The sequence below is a fragment of the Paenibacillus sp. P4_E11 genome (assembly GCF_056401635.1).
On the sequence record NZ_JBFUIX010000002.1, the window covers coordinates 127,038 to 142,736 of the forward strand.

Genomic DNA, 15,699 nt, shown 5'->3' on the forward strand with positions numbered 1-15,699 from the left:
TTTTGGCGAAAAAGAGGAGAGCTACGATGAAAAAAACAAAGCAACTTAGACATTTAATCGCCTCGAACAAGCTGGAGTTTATTATGGAGGCCCATAACGGGCTATCGGCTAAAATCGTTGAAGAGGCTGGATTTAAAGGGATTTGGGGCAGCGGGTTATCCATTTCTGCAGCCATGGGTGTAAGAGATAACAATGAAGCTTCATGGACGCAGGTTCTGGATGTTATGGAGTTTATGAGCGACGCAACGACCATTCCGATTTTGCTGGATGGGGATACGGGTTATGGAAATTTCAATAATGCAAGACGGCTTGTGACAAAGTTGGAGCAACGCAATATCTCTGGGGTTTGCATTGAGGATAAGCTGTTTCCGAAGACCAACTCTTTCATTAACGCTCAAACACAACCTTTGGCCGAGATCGAGGAGTTTTGCGGCAAAATTAAAGCGATGAAAGATACGCAGACTGACGAAGATTTTGTGGTCGTCGCCAGAGTGGAGGCGTTTATTACCGGGTGGGGACTAAAGGAGGCTTTGCGGCGGGCAGAGGCTTATCGGCAGGCAGGGGCTGACGCCGTTCTAATACACAGTAAGAGGCCGGATGTCTCAGAAATTGAAATGTTTATGAAAGAATGGGCTGGAAGATTGCCGGTCGTAATTGTTCCCACCAAATATTACACGACTCCCACGAACCGATTTCAGGAGCTGGGAATCAGCCTGGCGATATGGGCGAACCACAACTTAAGGGCTTCCATTGAGGCCATGAAACACGTATCCGGACGTATTTTCCGCGAAGAAAGCCTTGCTCATGTCGAAAGGGACGTCACCCCTCTTGATGAAGTATTCCGACTTCAAGGGGCAGCAGAGCTTCAGTATGCGGAACAAAAATATCTTCCGGTACGGGAAGCAGATTCGGATGAATCAGTATGATCCAAACGAGGATGTTAGGTGAAGAACTTCAGAAGTTAGGGTTTACATTTTACAGTGGTGTACCGTGCTCCTATTTAAAAAGCTTAATCAACTATGCCATTAATGAATGTGATTACGTCGCTGCCGCTAACGAAGGAGATGCGGTCGCTATTGCATCCGGGGCCTATATAGGAGGAAAGAAACCGGTTGTTCTTATGCAAAATTCGGGTCTGACCAACGCCGTTTCGCCATTGACCTCTCTAACTTATCCGTTTAAGATCCCTCTGCTTGGATTCGTCAGTCTCCGGGGGGAACCTGGGATTCCCGACGAGCCTCAGCATGAACTGATGGGCACGATTACGACTAAGCTGCTTGATTTGATGCAGGTAGAGTGGCAGTATCTCTCTGACGATTGGAAAGAGGTAAAGTGCCAACTGGTTCAGGCGGACCGGCATATCGCTAACAACCAGCCCTTTTTCTTTGTCGTCAGAAAAGGCGTTCTTGATAATGAAGGATTGCGCAAACAACAAACAAACGTCCATTTGAATCAAATCAAACGGCAGCGTAATGCACAGAATGAGATGCCTACTCGTTTTGATGCGTTGACGAGGATCAATACTTTGAAAGACTGTGATACCGTGCAGCTCGCCACAACGGGCAAAACCGGACGGGAATTGTATGAAATCGAAGATGCGGACAACAATCTGTACATGGTAGGATCCATGGGATGCATCGGCTCCTTAGGACTAGGTATGGCACTGACCCAATCCAATAAGGATATCGTCGTGATCGATGGGGACGGCTCTTTATTAATGCGTATGGGTAGCCTAGCGACAGCCGGTTATTATAACCCGGCGAATATGATTCATATTCTGTTGGACAATAACGCCCACGAATCGACTGGGGGACAAGGCACAGTGTCCCATAACATCGATTTCGTCGACATCGCTGCTTCTTGCGGGTATACAAAGTCGATCTATGTACACGACCTGGAAGAACTCAGAACATCCTTGAAAGAATGGAAAACGACTAAAGGGCTTACGTTCCTTTATATGAAAATAGCTAAAAACTCCAACGAGCAGCTTGGCCGCCCTCATACGAAGCCCCACGAGGTAAAAGAACGCCTACAGCGTTTTATCGGTAAGCATCCCCTAGGGAGTAAGGAAGTGAGTGATAGATGAGTTCATCTGTCAAGAGAACGATTTTACTTACTCCCGGTCCGGCCACAACTTCCGACAGCGTGAAATATGCGCAAGTGGTACCGGACATGTGCCCTCGTGAAGAAGAATTCGGCCGATTAATGGAGTATGTTTCAACGGAACTTACCCAATTGATTGCCGATCCGATTCATTATGCGGCCATTTTGTTCGGCGGATCCGGAACAGCGGCGGTTGAATCCATGCTCAGCTCGATCCCGGATCACGATGCCGTGATTATCGTCAACAACGGCGCTTACGGCAAACGGATGTGTGAAATTGCAGAGGTCTATGGGCTGAACTACATCGAATTCACAAGCGCGCCTGATCAGGCCATCGATGTGAATGCTTTGGAAAGGACGATCCAAACCTCTCCCCGTCCCGTCTCTCATCTCGCTATCGTCCATCATGAGACTACAACCGGCCTATTAAATGATGTTAAAGCGATCGGGGAAATATGCAATAGGCATCAAATCGATATGATCGTGGATGCCATGAGTTCATTTGCGGCCGTTCCGATTCGAATGAAGGAAATGAATATAGCTTATTTGGCCTCCAGCTCCAACAAAAACCTGCAGGGAATGGCCGGCATTTGTTTTGTTATAGCCCAGAAGAGCAAATTGGAAACTTTGAAGAGCATGAAGCCGAGGAATTATTATTTGAATTTGTACGCTCAGTATAATTTTTTTGTGGAACACCGGCAAATGCGGTTTACGCCTCCCGTTCAAACTTTATATGCACTAAAACAAGCGATCGTGGAATTAAAGCAAGAAGGGTTGGAAACCAGATACGAAAGATACGCGACATCMTGGACATCGTTAATACGGGGAATAACCCGGTTGGGTTTAACCTACATCGTCCCTGAGAAGCATCACTCCAAAATCATTACATCCATTATTGAACCTGACTGCGCCGGTTATGATTTTCAAGACATGCATGATTATTTTTACAACCATGACATTATGATTTATCCCGGCAAACTGGGTGGACAACAAACGTTCAGGGTTGCCAATATAGGCGATATTACGTTCAAGGACATAGAAACGTTTTTAGGATTGCTTGAACGGTATCTAAGCAAGATCGGTTTTATAGGAGGAGGCGATACCCGTGGCATCATTAACCAAAGATAAATGGTATAAATATCGGCTCTTGAAAAATTACAAACCTTTAGCATCAAACGTTCCACGAACGTATCTCATGACGCAACATGCTCTCTGGGCGATGCTCGCACACTCTGGGCATGTCATCCTTAAACCTGTATGGGGCAGTCGCGGGCGGGGCGTTATTCAAGTCTCTGCGATGGGAAACAACAGGTATTCGCTGCACTATGAGAATAGTAGAACTACGTTTCATGGTAAAGCGAATACTTATCGGTACATTGATCAAAAAATTGGTTCTACCCCCTATATGGTTCAATACAGAGTAGCCCGCCCTACCGTCAAAAGCCGTCCTTTTGATATGAGAGTGATAATCCAACGCCGAAGAAACTCATCGAGGTGGGTTGTCACGGGGAAGATAATCAAAGTTGCCGGCAAAGGTTACATCGTTTCCAATAACACTAGAAGTAAAGGATCATTGCTTCACTTTCGTGCCGGTATCCGACGATCGTCCATCAGACACTTGTCAGCCAAAATGTTGGAGGCCAAGATTAATCGAGTTGCTATCCTATCCGCTAAGAGATTGAGCGCATTTTTTCCGGGACACCGTATGTACGGACTGGACATCGGACCGGATCGACATGGACGAATTTGGATTATTGAAGCGAATCTTTATCCGGCCAGGTCCCATTTCCGTAAGCTGAAGGATAAAACGATGTATCGTCGAATTACATCCTATAAAAAAGGTTGATTGAGGTAGTAAATGGCATGATGATCACAGTGGGATATGAATGCACTCATATCCCCTATTTGCTTCACAGCCCCCATGCATTTTGACTTCATCCAACGTTCCAATGTTCTCCGATTGATTAAGCGCCCTCGCACCGTTCCCGTCGATATTTCCAGCTGGCTGCAAACATCTGACTCGACACCTCTGAAAATTCCTTTATGTTCGTTTACCCATTCTTCTAATTCTTCATTTTCTTTTATTTCATTACTTGGTCTATTTTGTATTGCTAGTAATATTTCAATGGCTCCAATGGCATATTAATTGCATCAGTAGCATCGATATATTATAGGTTCGCGCGGCGATGTTTATAAGTCTTAGCTATAATGTCTATCCTCTCATAGGATAGATTTTTTATTATTTCATAGGGTTTCAGCAATTTCTTCTAACGTTCTTGCATTCCCGAACCCTCACTGGCTTAAGGCCAAAGGCCGGTCGCGACGCGGTTAGCCAGTGCAGGGTTGTCTGCCTGAAACCGCTTCCCCGAAATGCCTCGGGCAGACCAAGGGTCCGTCAGGAGCCGCAGCGTGAATACGGTGTTATTGGCTGTTGGCGTCTTCCTGAAATACTAACGAAGTCTTCTTATAGCTCTTTCTATAATTAAAAATAATAATGAACCTACTATCCCAATTTCATAAAACATGATCATCTCTTTATCAAAAAGTCTATTATAGAGTTCTCTTTCAGATATGGCATAGAAAATAACTGTTGATACTACTCCACCTAAAATATATAAGAAAACCAGCAATAATGTTCTCTTAAACTTACTTATCATTTTTATCTTAGAGAAAAACATATCAATTATTATTGCTACCGGCACTCCGATCACTGAATAAATAATTACAAATATTGTTGCACCAAATAGACTCATGGACCAGAAATCATCAAGTCCAAAAAAGATAAAAACACAACCAGCAGCCATTATAATGCTTGAAATAATAGATGTTAATAGTTTTTCTAATACTCTTTTCTTCATTGACTAGCCTCACTAATGTTTTATAATATTACGCCGATTTCTTATAACGTTTTTGTATTCACGAATCCTCACTGGCTAAAGGCCGAAGGCCGGCCGCGACGCGGTTAGCCAGTGCAGGGTTGTCTGCTGAATTCGCTTCCATGAAATGCATCAGGCAGACCAAGGATCGGCGTAGCCGGTCCACCGCGTGAATACGGTGTTATGTGATGTCAGCCGCTTCTTAGAAATACCTACTATTACTGTATTCTTATATATTTCTTAAATCCTTTACTTATTGTTCCATTGTATCCCAGCTTCTCAAAAAAATTGTGTGCTTCTATTCTCTTCGTACTACTCATTAACATCATCTTTGTGCAATTTCTATTCATACAAAATTGTTCAACATGGTTTAATAATTCTCTTCCTAATCCTTGCCCTCTGAATTCTTCTGCAATTATCAAATTTTCAATAACAGCATATGGTCTAAACTGGTACATGGGGTCAAGACATAGTGTTATAAAAATTGAACCTTGTACTTTATTCTCTTCTTCAAGTACAAATAAATAGTTATTAGGATCTCTCTTAATTTCTTCTACTCTTTCGGGTAAAACCTTGATATTCTGACTTGTCGGAACGAGTATCTTATAAAGATCTTCTAGTACCTGAGCATCTTTGTTTTCCGCTTCTCGAATCATATCGCTTCTTGAACAACTCCCTCAAAACTAGATTTTAATAATATGTCTCTTGGTTGATTTCACATAACGTCTTATTTACGAACTTCCGAACTTCGCAAATTATTCCATAGTTGAGTTATTCGCGAAGTAAATAAACTATCCTGCCCATCAATGAAAAAGCAGACAGCCGTAGCGGTCTGCACCATTGAGCTATCGTTCCGTAATCATACACTCCTATAACATGATTACTCTTGGTTGATACTCTGCATAAATGTGCTTACGTTGCCTAAGCAACAAGCCCCCTGTGGATTGTTAACCTCGCATCCGCAACGTCCCGCCTGAACATGAGCCTTGATTTGGACGATAGGTTGTTGCTTATAGCCAACAGCTTGAATTAGTCGTTCCCTCGTCCAATCAAAGCAGTAGCAGACGGGGACATCTACACTCGGGTTCTTTTGGTACACAGGCACTTTTATGTTGTCCTCAGTGAATGTTTGCAAATGGGTTTCATTGAAGTAGACAGTAGAGCAAGATCGGGTCGGACAGAAGAAGTAAGAGGTGTCGGGTATAATGGTTTCCAGAGCTGAAGCCTTGAGTAGCGACTTTAGAGTTATCAGTTGCACGTTCTTGCCTTTATTCTTGCATGAAGGGCAGTTTGTTCTAACATCTTCTGTGCTATTTGATGGTGTGCAACAATCCATTTGAACTTAGTCCTTTCTAGCTTCAATGATTTCAATTTTCTTATTATATTATTAACTTATCAACACTTCGCGATACGAGGTTTTCTACCTATCTTATGTTTCATTTTTCATCCTCTTTCCGTTTAAGCTAAAAAAGCGACCCACAGCAACGGGCTATGGGTCTGAATTTTATATATAATAAAGGGGGTCGAGTTTTATTATAGGCTAGAATCATTAAAGCTATATGAAAATAATATTTCATTCTTGTTACATTTGCTCTACTATCGTTATCCGTTAGAGCGTAACAATATGTTTCCCCCTCCTCTCCCCTTGTAGGACATATTCCATATTTCGGAAATTGCATAATCATTCTTACTCCTTTATAATTACTCAGGGTTCATGTTCATATTACAAGTTAGGAGAGAAACAGGTTGAAAAAGATTTGCCGTTGTACGGTTCTTATGCTTTCGATGCTGGTGGTGCTGCTGGCTGGTCTTCCCGTTCTGACCGCTAACGGGGCTGGCAGCCAGTCAGAGAACACTCTTGTATTGGGTACCAGCGCCGAGTTTGCGCCGTATGAATTTCATAAAACGATCAATGGGAAAGATCAAATTGTAGGCTTCGATATTGATATTGCGCGTGAGATCGCCAAGGATATGGGTGCAAAGCTTGTTATTGAGGATATGAGCTTCGATGCCCTGCTGCCCGCCTTGCAGAGCGGCCGAGTTGATCTAGTCATATCAGGCATGACACCAACGGATGAACGCAGGCAAAGCATCGACTTCTCGAACAACTATTACCAATCCAAGCAGGTATTAATGGTTCGTATCGAAGACGAGGAACGCTATAAGACGATAGACAGCCTCAAGGGGGATAAGATCGGTGCGCAAAAAGGCTCCATTCAGGAGGAGATTGCGCAATCCATTCCCAATGCCGTAGTTACATCCCTGGACCGTATACCGGACCTTGTTCTGCAATTGCAGACAAAACGGGTAAATGCCGTCATCTTGGAAGACACCGTTGCGATCGGTTACCTTCAGGACAGAGGGCTTACACTTTCGGAAGCCGTTCCAGACGATGCACCTGTCCAGGCGGCCATTGGCATCCGCAAAGGCAACGCAGAACTGTTAGCCAAAGTCAATTCGACAATCACCCGGCTGAAAAGCGAGAACAGTATTGCAGAGATGGTTAAGCAAGCGAGCCAGATGTCTGTTGAAAAGCAACCGTCGCCTGGCAATATATTCGCAACATTCTGGGAATACCGCAGCTATTATGCGCTAGGCCTCGGCTATACCCTGCTGCTGTCGGCTCTTGGCGTCCTATTCGGCTTCATGATCGGCCTGATCATCAGTCTGCTTCGGATGTCGAGTATCCGGGCGATAACCTGGTTGGGTACAGCGTATGTCGAGATATTGCGCGGAACGCCGATGCTGGTGCAGCTCATGATTATCCACTATGGGCTCGCGCTAACCCTGGGCATCAACTTTACACCGCTTCAGTCGGGTATTATTACGCTATCCCTGAACAGTTCGGCCTATTTAGCGGAAATTTTCCGTGCGGGCATTCAAGGTGTGGACCGTGGGCAGATGGAAGCAGCCCGTTCGCTTGGAATGAGCAGGGGGCTGGCGATGCGCCATATTATTTTGCCCCAGGCGTTCAAGTCTGTTCTTCCCGCGATCGGAAACGAGTTTATTACGATTATCAAAGAATCATCCATTATATCCGTGATCGGGATGGCAGATATCATGTACCAGGCGGGAATCGTAAAGAATATCACGTACAAGGGACTAAGCCCGTTCATTATTGCAGCAGCCATTTATTTTGTATTGACCTTCATGCTGTCCAAGCTGCTTGGCGTATGGGAACGGAGGATGGGAGCAAGTGATCACCGTTAAAAATTTGCGCAAATCGTATGGAAAAACAGAAATTCTCAAAGGAATCGATATGAGCATTGCAAGCGGAGAGGTCGTCGTTGTGATCGGGCCGAGCGGCTCGGGAAAAAGCACCTTTCTACGTTGTATCAACCTGCTGGAGCAGCCCAGCGGTGGCGAAATCATGTTTGAGAACAAGTCCATTACAGCCCGCGGACACAACATTAACGCCACCCGGGAGAAAATGGGCATGGTGTTCCAGCATTTCAACCTGTTTCCGCATAAGACCATTCTGCAAAATCTGACACTGGCACCTGCCAAGGTGAAAGGCTTGTCAACCGCTGAAGCGGTGAAAACCGCGATGGAGCTGCTGCACACTGTTGGGCTGGCAGACAAGAAGGATCTCTACCCGTCCCAACTCTCCGGCGGGCAAAAGCAGCGGATTGCCATTGCACGCGCCTTGGCGATGCAGCCGCATGTAATGCTATTTGACGAGCCGACCTCAGCGCTTGATCCGGAAATGGTTGGAGAGGTGCTGGATGTCATGAAGAAGCTGGCTAAAGGCGGTATGACCATGATTATCGTGACCCATGAGATGGGATTTGCCCGTGAAGTAGGCGACAGGATTGTGTTTATGGACAAAGGCGTGATCGTGGAGGAAGGGACGCCAGAGCAAGTGTTCGGAAACCCATCTAATGCCCGCACGAAGGATTTTTTGGCGAAAGTTCTATAGCAAGGGGGTTCTTTTTGGGAGAACGCCCCTTCCCGCATGAAGATTAGGGGCTGTCCCAAAATGTCAGGCAAGACCTGAGGGACGCCCCTGTTTTTCGACATTCATTTTAACATGAGCTCAATTCGGCTTTGCCACGACAAAAAATTGCCCATATACATAAATCAAAAAAACTTCTTCGCGGTCCGCATTCAACAAAGGTATGGCAATCAAGATTTCGTTGTTCCCATTTTTATCTACTTCCGCACCGTCAACCCCGTTCCACTTGTAACCTTGCTTCAGCAATTCATGCTTCTTCGCTTTGAAAGCATCGCTTTTCAACAGGTCCGCCACGATCTTGTTCTTCTCGGCACCCACCACTTGGCCGCACCCGCAGTCATCGCTAGCGCTCACCCTACTGGTAGGGGATAAAAACAACATCATTGCCATCATTCCCACAACAAAAACCATTAAAAACACTCGATTGCCTCTCATCTTTTGGAACCCTCCTCTGTAATCAAAATCTCATATGTATATTCTATTCCAATCTCCTAAATCCTTCTAAAGCTTTTGTAAACAGAATATCCCTATATTTTTTCAATATCCCTCCATCCACGCGATCGATCGCGGCATACGATATATGATGCGAAATTCTACTTAAGCAGCCAATTACACCAATTCCATTCTTTAAAACACCAATATTGCCTGAACGGTAATAAAAAAGCAGCTGATCAGTTTGATTAGCTGCTGTCGTAACTTATTCAACTATCTTATTTCTTTTCCGATACAGCAAAGTAATTTTCTTCATTATCTGCGAAGTTAAAGACTCGGCCGGAGGGAAGTTCCATAATTTCTCCAACCGTGATGTTTTTGTTCTTCAGATCGCTATACAACTCATCAAACTTCTCCGTGTAATACATGATGGATGGTGTTCCGAGATTCATTTCAGGGCTCATTTTGGCAACGAACTCTTTACTATGAAGAACAATGCTAGTTGCTGCACCCTTAGGAGCAACTTCGATCCATCTCATCGGACCATTGGTCTCTTCCGTAATGACCTCGAATCCTAGTTTTTCTGTCCAAAAATCTTTGGAATCGTCTTGATTATTCACATACAACATAACTTGGCCAATTTTGTTAATCATAATTTAAACACTCCTCATATGGATTAGTTTACGGGTCAAGCCCGAAGCTTTTCTTTCCAACGAAACTTTACTTAAGTGACTCCAACAACTCACCCAAGCGATTCCATGTTTCGGTGATTCCTTGCAGCATGCCTATGTCCATGACAGTTTTAAGGGCCTCTCCCGAAGCATATTCAGAACGGTTTATCAACTTGGTCCTGCCGCCCAGATCGATAAATTCCATCGTGATTAGGGGCGCTGGCATTGACTCATTTATCTTGCCTTCGGCATCCGAGAAGTAATCGTTGTAGATGATTGTCTCCGGCTCGACAATTTCCTTATAGACGTCTTTTCCCCATGATTCCGTGCCATAAAATTGACCTTGATTCTGATCAACGCACTTCATGCAGTAGTGCCACACACCGCCTGGACGAAAATCGATGGTACAAACCGGGATCTCCCTAAACAAATGACGTTATGGCTTTTCTTTGTTTTGCACTTCATGCAAGTAATTGTCCAAGTTATTAAAACGATCTTCCATAATGTGCCGAAAGGACTGCAGTCAGAAATCCATCGCTTGAAAAGGCTCAGACCGAAGTGCGTAGATTCGACGGTTCGCATCTATTCGTACTTCCACAATCCCGCCTTCGCTAAGCACTTTCAAATGCTTAGACGCTTGTGGTTGGCAAAGCCCCAGCCGATCGGAGATTCTCCCACGGCCAGAGGACCGTCGCGCAACAGTTGAACGATATTCATACGATTTGTTTCTGCTAAAGCGCTCAGCGTAATTATGTCCATTCCGGACCTTTTCATGACATGGTGCTTCACCTCTGTATCTAATGGTTTCTTGTTTAATCATCTCCTGTATTCAGGATAACTTTCATCCCACTGAGTAGAATATACTAAATCAGGAATATTCCTGTCAAGGAATATTAAGGCTCGTAATTCAACGCTTTGCGTCTGGCCGTTCCTCAGTAAGAAACTTGGCCAGTTTCTTCGCTTTACGTTTCGTCGATATATGTGAGTAACAAAGGGAGCAAAAAAAAACATTTAAATATTCCTTGACTGGTATATTCCGAATCAGGTATATTCAACGCATGAATTCGACTTGGAGTGCTCTGGCTGAACCAAATCGGCTCCGTATTGTTGAACTGCTGCGTCAAGRCTCCCTTTCTGTAGGGGAAGTAGCCGATCGTCTTGGCTTCAATCACACGATCAGGATTTTATCGCAGGAATTACAAAGAAAGGAAGTGAACAATGGCCTTAAGCAGTAATCCTGCAGGAATGTGTAGTCCAAGAGGTACTGGAAAAGGTGGTTAAGGAGTACGGCGCGATCGAGGAACCAATCGACGCTTGACCGTCTTTGAAAAACAATTGATGTAAACCTAAGGAGGCTGAAATTCAATGAAAAAAATTACGATTCCTTACTGGATTTTTACCGGGCTAGTGGTGGTATTTATGGGTGTTGGCGCGATTACCGATACCGTATCTGCACCTGATGCGGTTGAACTCTTCAAGCATTTGGGTTACCCCGATTATCTTCTTCCCTTTCTCGGAATTGCCAAGTTATTAGGGATTGTAGCAATCCTTATCCCACGCTTTCCTCGAATCAAGGAATGGGCGTATGCCGGATTGGTCTTTGATTTGACGGGAGCTATGTATTCAAATATCGCTGAGGACGGCATTTCGGCCGGGTTGAGTTTCCTTATCGGCTATATTATCATCGCAGGTTCCTATGTTTATTATCATAAAAGACAAAAATCTGGCTTATTGAATCAAACGAATCAAGTGAAACAAGCAGAACGCTCACTTTAAGCACATAGCTTTTACGAAAACCGAATTTCCGTGGATGGATCCGGTTTTTCTTCTAATCAACAACTTCCCCTGAGCTGACTGCATCAAGAAAACAGACAGTCCCAGGGGAAGTAATTGGGTTGGTCGGTTGCGCTCAGTGTGCTCTGCCTTTGTACTTCCCGGTGTGGACGACCTTGACCTTCACATCGATCTCGCCTAAAGTATCCTCTGTCAGAGCAAATGGTTTGTCCTTTACATAGGTTCGCCACTCCTTATGGTGATTCCGATACAGAGTATCTTCCAAATGCAATACATCCGACTTCTGTGCTACCCCTTTGTTATACGTGTCTCGAACCTCCTTCTGTATCACTTTGGCTGCTTCCTCCTCCATTTTGTCTTCAGATATATCATCTCCCATCTCGTCCACATACCCCTTCATGGACAAAGTAATATTATATTGCACCTTCCCGTTATTGATTACGGGTTTAATACGATGCTTCGGTTGGCCCATAATCAAGGCCGCAGACGGCTTGTTGTTGTCTGGAATATTGATAGGGCTTCGCTGCAACTTCTTTTGCAGCCACCTTGCGCCCCGGAGATCGTCCTCCGAAAGCCACCCCGACACCGCACCGTTCTTGAAGTAAAAGGCTCCATCGACCTGGAACATTGGCTTCTTCGTCTTATCCTCTCGCCAGGTTTCCTTATTAAGCGCAAGGGAGGGCAACAGCACAGGTTGGGACGGCTCGTTCAGCTTCTCCATCACCTTATAGCCATATACAGGCAGAATGAAAGAGCGTTGAGAGTAAATTTGCTCAGGTGTATAGGCCACCGTTTCGAGCGGCGACATATTGAATAACGATTTTTGCGCTAACAAATCGGTTAGCTTCTCCTTCGTGCCATAGAGTAAGGTGTTATAGCGGATTTCCCTATATCGGTTCATCATATCATACGCTTCGCTAATCCCCCTCTTAAGCATCCTCTCACTGCAAWTGATGACCTTGACATGCCCCCAGAATAGTCTCAGTTGCGAGGTTGCKTAAATGGAAGAAAACGACTCCGTTATCGTCTTCCCCTCTCCCTTCCCAATCCAGATGGGCACTGGCTTCCCAAGATTTACATTCTCATTCTTGGCCACGTTCGAGAAATTCAGAATTTGAGTATAAGCGATGTAGTGGCCGTTCTCGTAATCCAGGCCTATAGCCGTCACATAAGCTAAATTTTGAATGTCCTTGGAATTCCAACAGCCCGTGGTACACAGGAGCATAACCAGAGTCGCACCAATAACTCGAATCACTCTCACTGTTTATCATCCCCTTGTTTGATCGGATCGGGGGAATGCAGCAATTGCGGTCTCGTCTTCATCTTCATCCAAGGAACGCGCAAAAACGATTTAATTATATCCTTGAAGATCGGTGGAGAGAAGGGTGACAAGAAAGGAACACCGAACGAGCTAAGCCGGGACATGTAAGCGACCAGTAAGATAATGCCAAGCAGCAGTCCATACATGCCGAGCAGTGATGCAATTAAAAACAGGCAGATGCGCAGCACACTGACAGCCGAGCTTAGTGATTGATTGACCAACGTCGTCCCAGCTACCGCTGTAATCGCGCCGACGACCACCACTGAGGGAGAGACTAACCCTGCTCGAATGGAGGCGTCCCCAATAATTAGTCCCCCAACGACGGTGAGTGTCTGCCCGATGGTGCTGGGCAGACGTAAGCCGGCTTCCCGGAATATCTCAAGAAGCACCAACAACAGGAACAGTTCCATCTGCGCGGAGAAAGGCAGCCCTAGTCTTGCCGTGACAATCGTCGCCATTAAGCGGAACGGGATCTGATCCTGATGAAACCCCGACAACGCTACCCAAACACCAGGCAGTAAGAGCGAGAGGAAGAAGCTGAAAAACCGGATTAAGCGAGATAAAGATACGTAGTAATAGTTGAAGTAGCTGTCTTCCGGTGATTTCATCAATAGAGATAAGGTTGCCGGACCAACAAGCACCATCGGATTGCCGTCCAGAATAATAGCGAATCTGCCGCCCAATAAACAGTTCACAATATAGTCCGGGCGTCCTGAAGAATCCAGCAGCGGTAGCAAGGAATACTTGCTGTCAGAGAGCATCTCCTCAAGCTGGCCGATACTGAAGATGCCATCGACATCGATCTTCTTCAATCGTTGCCTCACTTCGGCCAATATATGAGGAGCAATCAGGTCATCAATATACAGCAACCCTACACTCGATTTCGTCCTCCTGCCGAGCGTAGACGTTTCATAACACAAGGAGTTGCTTCGGATTCGTTTGCGAATCAGAGCCACATTGACGACCAGATCTTCCACAAAACCGTCCTTAGGCCCCTTAATGGAAATTTCCGTGCTGGATTCTTCCGGACTCCGCTGTGGACGGTTGCCAATATTCAATTTGTACAGGGCGTGGATACTCGGGAACAAGATAAGCAGATCTCCCTGGAACAGCCATTCTGCTAATTGCTCTGGAGAGTCTTGTCCTTCCAGGGGAGTCAAGGGTAATGTCCCATATACTTGTTTGTTCTGATATACACCGAAACCCACGGAGTAGTACACTTGTTTCAGCTCAGGAAGCACCGTTTTGCCAATTTGTTCGGAGTCGCATAGTCCTTCTCCGAAGGCCAATATAATTCTGGAGGATGCTGATTCGTCTAACTGGACAGCCATGATCTGGACGTCGGCCGAACCACGGAATGTATCACGAAGACGGTCTTCCGTCCACCCTTCTTTTACTGCAATGGGACGTTTCTTCATGTGTGGCTTGCCTCCTTTGTCGGCTTGGCGAATAGAGATATTGTGACCCACAGTCCGGACAGCACAATAGCTCCTACGAGGGCAATCGGGATATAGATATGGTACATCCACAAATACAGCCTGTACTCGCTAACTGGGAACATGGCCATGACGAGATAGCTGAATGAGACAATCACGAGAAACCAGATCCGCTTCTTCGAACTTCCAAGGGGCAGTATATCGGCAAGTATATATAAGACCAACCCGATCCGGATACAAGCACCTGACAACCATTGATAGATCGATAAGAAATCGACATGCTCAATATAATCTCCAATTCGAACTAACCTCCACTGCTCGTAAGGCGACTCTGTCTGCTTCGCCGCCTCGGATGGACCGAATTCGGTAATCGCGCCAATCGTCGGCCCTATCGTGATATAGACCATGATGGCGCCCAGCACAAGAAGCTGCCATACCTTTACTTTCGACTTCAACCGGTGCTGTAAGCCCAGAATGACGATTAATTCCACGAATCCGCCCCCTGCATACACCATGCCGTTTATAGCAGGAGTTAGGCCGTTCTCGAACATTGGCTTCAGTTGGCCGAAATCTTTGTGCGGAGTATTGGCAATCGCTACGAAATATCCCAGTATAATGACTACGGGAAGCAAGAACCCTGCACTGATCGCAATGGACCGTATGCCGGATTTGGCGAATACGAAACATACAAGTAACAAGGGGATAACTAAGGCTAGTTTGGGCGTAGCGGGCAAATAGTTGGTAATGGTCCATGTCGATGTATGCACCACCGTCATGCCCCCGATCATGTACAGTTGCACACAAAGCGGGATGACGAGCATCCATGAGATCCATGGTTTCGTATGCTGTGCTAGCCAGGGCTGCAGCTTGTGATTTCCTGACTTTCTCATGAACACGACTAACAGAGCACACCAGGGGAGAAACAACACAGCAGTGAAGATAATCGATATCCAAGCATCTCTGCCTGCTGCATCCAGGAGCATTGGATTGACAATGACGTGGTTCATCAGGCCGTTCATCAGCATGAGGATCATGCACATCTGAAAGAAACTGATTTTGGGATTTGATCTGTCCATGGGATCATCCTGTCTATACGCTTGGGGATTTGATA

The 15,699-nt window shown here is 45.5% G+C and carries 15 protein-coding genes and 3 pseudogenes; 8 read left to right on the plus strand and 10 right to left on the minus strand.

Annotated elements, in window-relative coordinates:
* Positions 1–26: 26 nt before the first annotated feature.
* From aepX to AC1DWB_RS01540, 4 genes are read left to right on the plus strand one after another with little or no spacing between them, the layout of a single operon-like run.
* On the plus strand, positions 27–926 hold the full coding sequence (gene aepX, locus AC1DWB_RS01525; protein WP_477539257.1) for a phosphoenolpyruvate mutase: 900 nt from the start codon (positions 27–29) through the stop codon (positions 924–926).
* Positions 923–2,086: a phosphonopyruvate decarboxylase gene (aepY, locus tag AC1DWB_RS01530; protein WP_477539258.1), complete on the plus strand. Its 1,164-nt coding sequence runs from the start codon at positions 923–925 to the stop codon at positions 2,084–2,086. Before aepX ends, aepY begins: the two co-directional genes overlap by 4 nt.
* Complete coding sequence (locus AC1DWB_RS01535) at positions 2,083–3,231, plus strand: 2-aminoethylphosphonate aminotransferase (protein WP_477539259.1); 1,149 nt, start codon at positions 2,083–2,085, stop codon at positions 3,229–3,231. The genes aepY and AC1DWB_RS01535 overlap by 4 nt, the downstream gene beginning before the upstream one ends.
* Positions 3,209–3,949 carry a YheC/YheD family protein gene (locus AC1DWB_RS01540; RefSeq protein WP_477539260.1) on the plus strand — a complete coding sequence of 247 codons (741 nt, stop codon included), beginning with the start codon at positions 3,209–3,211 and terminating at the stop codon, positions 3,947–3,949. Before AC1DWB_RS01535 ends, AC1DWB_RS01540 begins: the two co-directional genes overlap by 23 nt.
* Positions 3,950–4,553: 604 nt before the next feature.
* Here the strand turns inward: AC1DWB_RS01540 and AC1DWB_RS01545 are convergent.
* The 3 genes from AC1DWB_RS01545 to AC1DWB_RS01555 form a co-directional block, all read right to left on the minus strand.
* Positions 4,554–4,961, minus strand: coding sequence for a hypothetical protein (locus AC1DWB_RS01545; protein ID WP_477539261.1), 408 nt, complete (start codon positions 4,959–4,961; stop codon positions 4,554–4,556).
* A gap of 236 nt (positions 4,962–5,197) precedes the next feature.
* The gene (locus tag AC1DWB_RS01550; protein ID WP_477539262.1) at positions 5,198–5,635 is read right to left on the minus strand and encodes a GNAT family N-acetyltransferase; all 438 of its coding nucleotides are present in this window, start codon (positions 5,633–5,635) and stop codon (positions 5,198–5,200) included.
* A 224-nt stretch (positions 5,636–5,859) separates the two neighbouring features.
* On the minus strand, positions 5,860–6,315 hold the full coding sequence (locus AC1DWB_RS01555) for a putative iron-sulfur cluster-binding metallochaperone (protein WP_477539263.1): 456 nt from the start codon (positions 6,313–6,315) through the stop codon (positions 5,860–5,862).
* Between the two features lie 410 nt (positions 6,316–6,725).
* Here AC1DWB_RS01555 and AC1DWB_RS01560 point away from each other — a divergent pair, with 410 nt between their 5' ends.
* Positions 6,726–8,189, plus strand: a complete 1,464-nt coding sequence (locus AC1DWB_RS01560) for an ABC transporter substrate-binding protein/permease (protein WP_477539264.1) — start codon at positions 6,726–6,728, stop codon at positions 8,187–8,189.
* Positions 8,176–8,898 carry an amino acid ABC transporter ATP-binding protein gene (locus AC1DWB_RS01565; protein ID WP_477539265.1) on the plus strand — a complete coding sequence of 241 codons (723 nt, stop codon included), beginning with the start codon at positions 8,176–8,178 and terminating at the stop codon, positions 8,896–8,898. The genes AC1DWB_RS01560 and AC1DWB_RS01565 overlap by 14 nt, the downstream gene beginning before the upstream one ends.
* A 117-nt stretch (positions 8,899–9,015) precedes the next feature.
* Here AC1DWB_RS01565 and AC1DWB_RS01570 read toward each other — a convergent pair whose 3' ends face one another.
* From AC1DWB_RS01570 to AC1DWB_RS01585, 4 genes and pseudogenes are all read right to left on the minus strand, one after another.
* Entirely contained in the window at positions 9,016–9,369 is a 354-nt protein-coding gene (locus AC1DWB_RS01570) for a hypothetical protein (protein ID WP_477539266.1), read from the minus strand.
* A 275-nt stretch (positions 9,370–9,644) separates the two neighbouring features.
* Complete coding sequence (locus AC1DWB_RS01575; protein ID WP_477539267.1) at positions 9,645–10,019, minus strand: VOC family protein; 375 nt, start codon at positions 10,017–10,019, stop codon at positions 9,645–9,647.
* Positions 10,020–10,086: 67 nt separating this feature from the next.
* A pseudogene (locus AC1DWB_RS01580) lies at positions 10,087–10,458 on the minus strand (SRPBCC domain-containing protein); the annotation flags it as partial.
* Positions 10,459–10,473: 15 nt separating this feature from the next.
* Positions 10,474–10,811, minus strand: a pseudogene (locus tag AC1DWB_RS01585) (ArsR/SmtB family transcription factor).
* A gap of 284 nt (positions 10,812–11,095) precedes the next feature.
* On the opposite strand from AC1DWB_RS01585, the pseudogene AC1DWB_RS01590 reads away from it, so the two are divergent.
* Both AC1DWB_RS01590 and AC1DWB_RS01595 read left to right on the plus strand, forming a co-directional pair.
* Positions 11,096–11,200: pseudogene (locus AC1DWB_RS01590) on the plus strand (ArsR/SmtB family transcription factor); the annotation flags it as partial.
* 202 nt (positions 11,201–11,402) lie between these two features.
* Positions 11,403–11,813: a DoxX family protein gene (locus AC1DWB_RS01595; RefSeq protein WP_477539268.1), complete on the plus strand. Its 411-nt coding sequence runs from the start codon at positions 11,403–11,405 to the stop codon at positions 11,811–11,813.
* A 133-nt stretch (positions 11,814–11,946) separates the two neighbouring features.
* Here the strand turns inward: AC1DWB_RS01595 and AC1DWB_RS01600 are convergent, their stop codons facing one another.
* Genes AC1DWB_RS01600 through AC1DWB_RS01610 form a run of 3 tightly spaced genes read right to left on the minus strand, consistent with a single transcriptional unit; the run spans position 11,947 to position 15,664 of the window.
* On the minus strand, positions 11,947–13,092 hold the full coding sequence (locus AC1DWB_RS01600) for a Ger(x)C family spore germination protein (protein WP_477539269.1): 1,146 nt from the start codon (positions 13,090–13,092) through the stop codon (positions 11,947–11,949).
* Positions 13,089–14,570 carry a spore germination protein gene (locus tag AC1DWB_RS01605; protein WP_477539270.1) on the minus strand — a complete coding sequence of 494 codons (1,482 nt, stop codon included), beginning with the start codon at positions 14,568–14,570 and terminating at the stop codon, positions 13,089–13,091. The genes AC1DWB_RS01600 and AC1DWB_RS01605 overlap by 4 nt, the downstream gene beginning before the upstream one ends.
* The gene (locus tag AC1DWB_RS01610; protein WP_477539271.1) at positions 14,567–15,664 is read right to left on the minus strand and encodes a GerAB/ArcD/ProY family transporter; all 1,098 of its coding nucleotides are present in this window, start codon (positions 15,662–15,664) and stop codon (positions 14,567–14,569) included. The genes AC1DWB_RS01605 and AC1DWB_RS01610 overlap by 4 nt, the downstream gene beginning before the upstream one ends.
* Between the last annotated feature and the right edge of the window lie 35 nt (positions 15,665–15,699).

Excerpts from the sequence above, each read along its gene's own strand:
- AC1DWB_RS01575 (WP_477539267.1), bottom strand. The coding sequence starts at position 10,019 with ATGATTAACAAAATTGGCCAAGTTATGTTGTATGTGAATAATCAAGAC.
- AC1DWB_RS01610 (WP_477539271.1), bottom strand. The coding sequence starts at position 15,664 with ATGGACAGATCAAATCCCAAAATCAGTTTCTTTCAGATGTGCATGATC.
- AC1DWB_RS01605 (WP_477539270.1), bottom strand. The coding sequence starts at position 14,570 with ATGAAGAAACGTCCCATTGCAGTAAAAGAAGGGTGGACGGAAGACCGT.
- aepY (WP_477539258.1), top strand. The coding sequence starts at position 923 with ATGATCCAAACGAGGATGTTAGGTGAAGAACTTCAGAAGTTAGGGTTT.
- AC1DWB_RS01545 (WP_477539261.1), bottom strand. The coding sequence starts at position 4,961 with ATGAAGAAAAGAGTATTAGAAAAACTATTAACATCTATTATTTCAAGC.
- AC1DWB_RS01595 (WP_477539268.1), top strand. The coding sequence starts at position 11,403 with ATGAAAAAAATTACGATTCCTTACTGGATTTTTACCGGGCTAGTGGTG.
- AC1DWB_RS01570 (WP_477539266.1), bottom strand. The coding sequence starts at position 9,369 with ATGAGAGGCAATCGAGTGTTTTTAATGGTTTTTGTTGTGGGAATGATG.
- aepX (WP_477539257.1), top strand. The coding sequence starts at position 27 with ATGAAAAAAACAAAGCAACTTAGACATTTAATCGCCTCGAACAAGCTG.
- AC1DWB_RS01550 (WP_477539262.1), bottom strand. The coding sequence starts at position 5,635 with ATGATTCGAGAAGCGGAAAACAAAGATGCTCAGGTACTAGAAGATCTT.
- AC1DWB_RS01555 (WP_477539263.1), bottom strand. The coding sequence starts at position 6,315 with ATGGATTGTTGCACACCATCAAATAGCACAGAAGATGTTAGAACAAAC.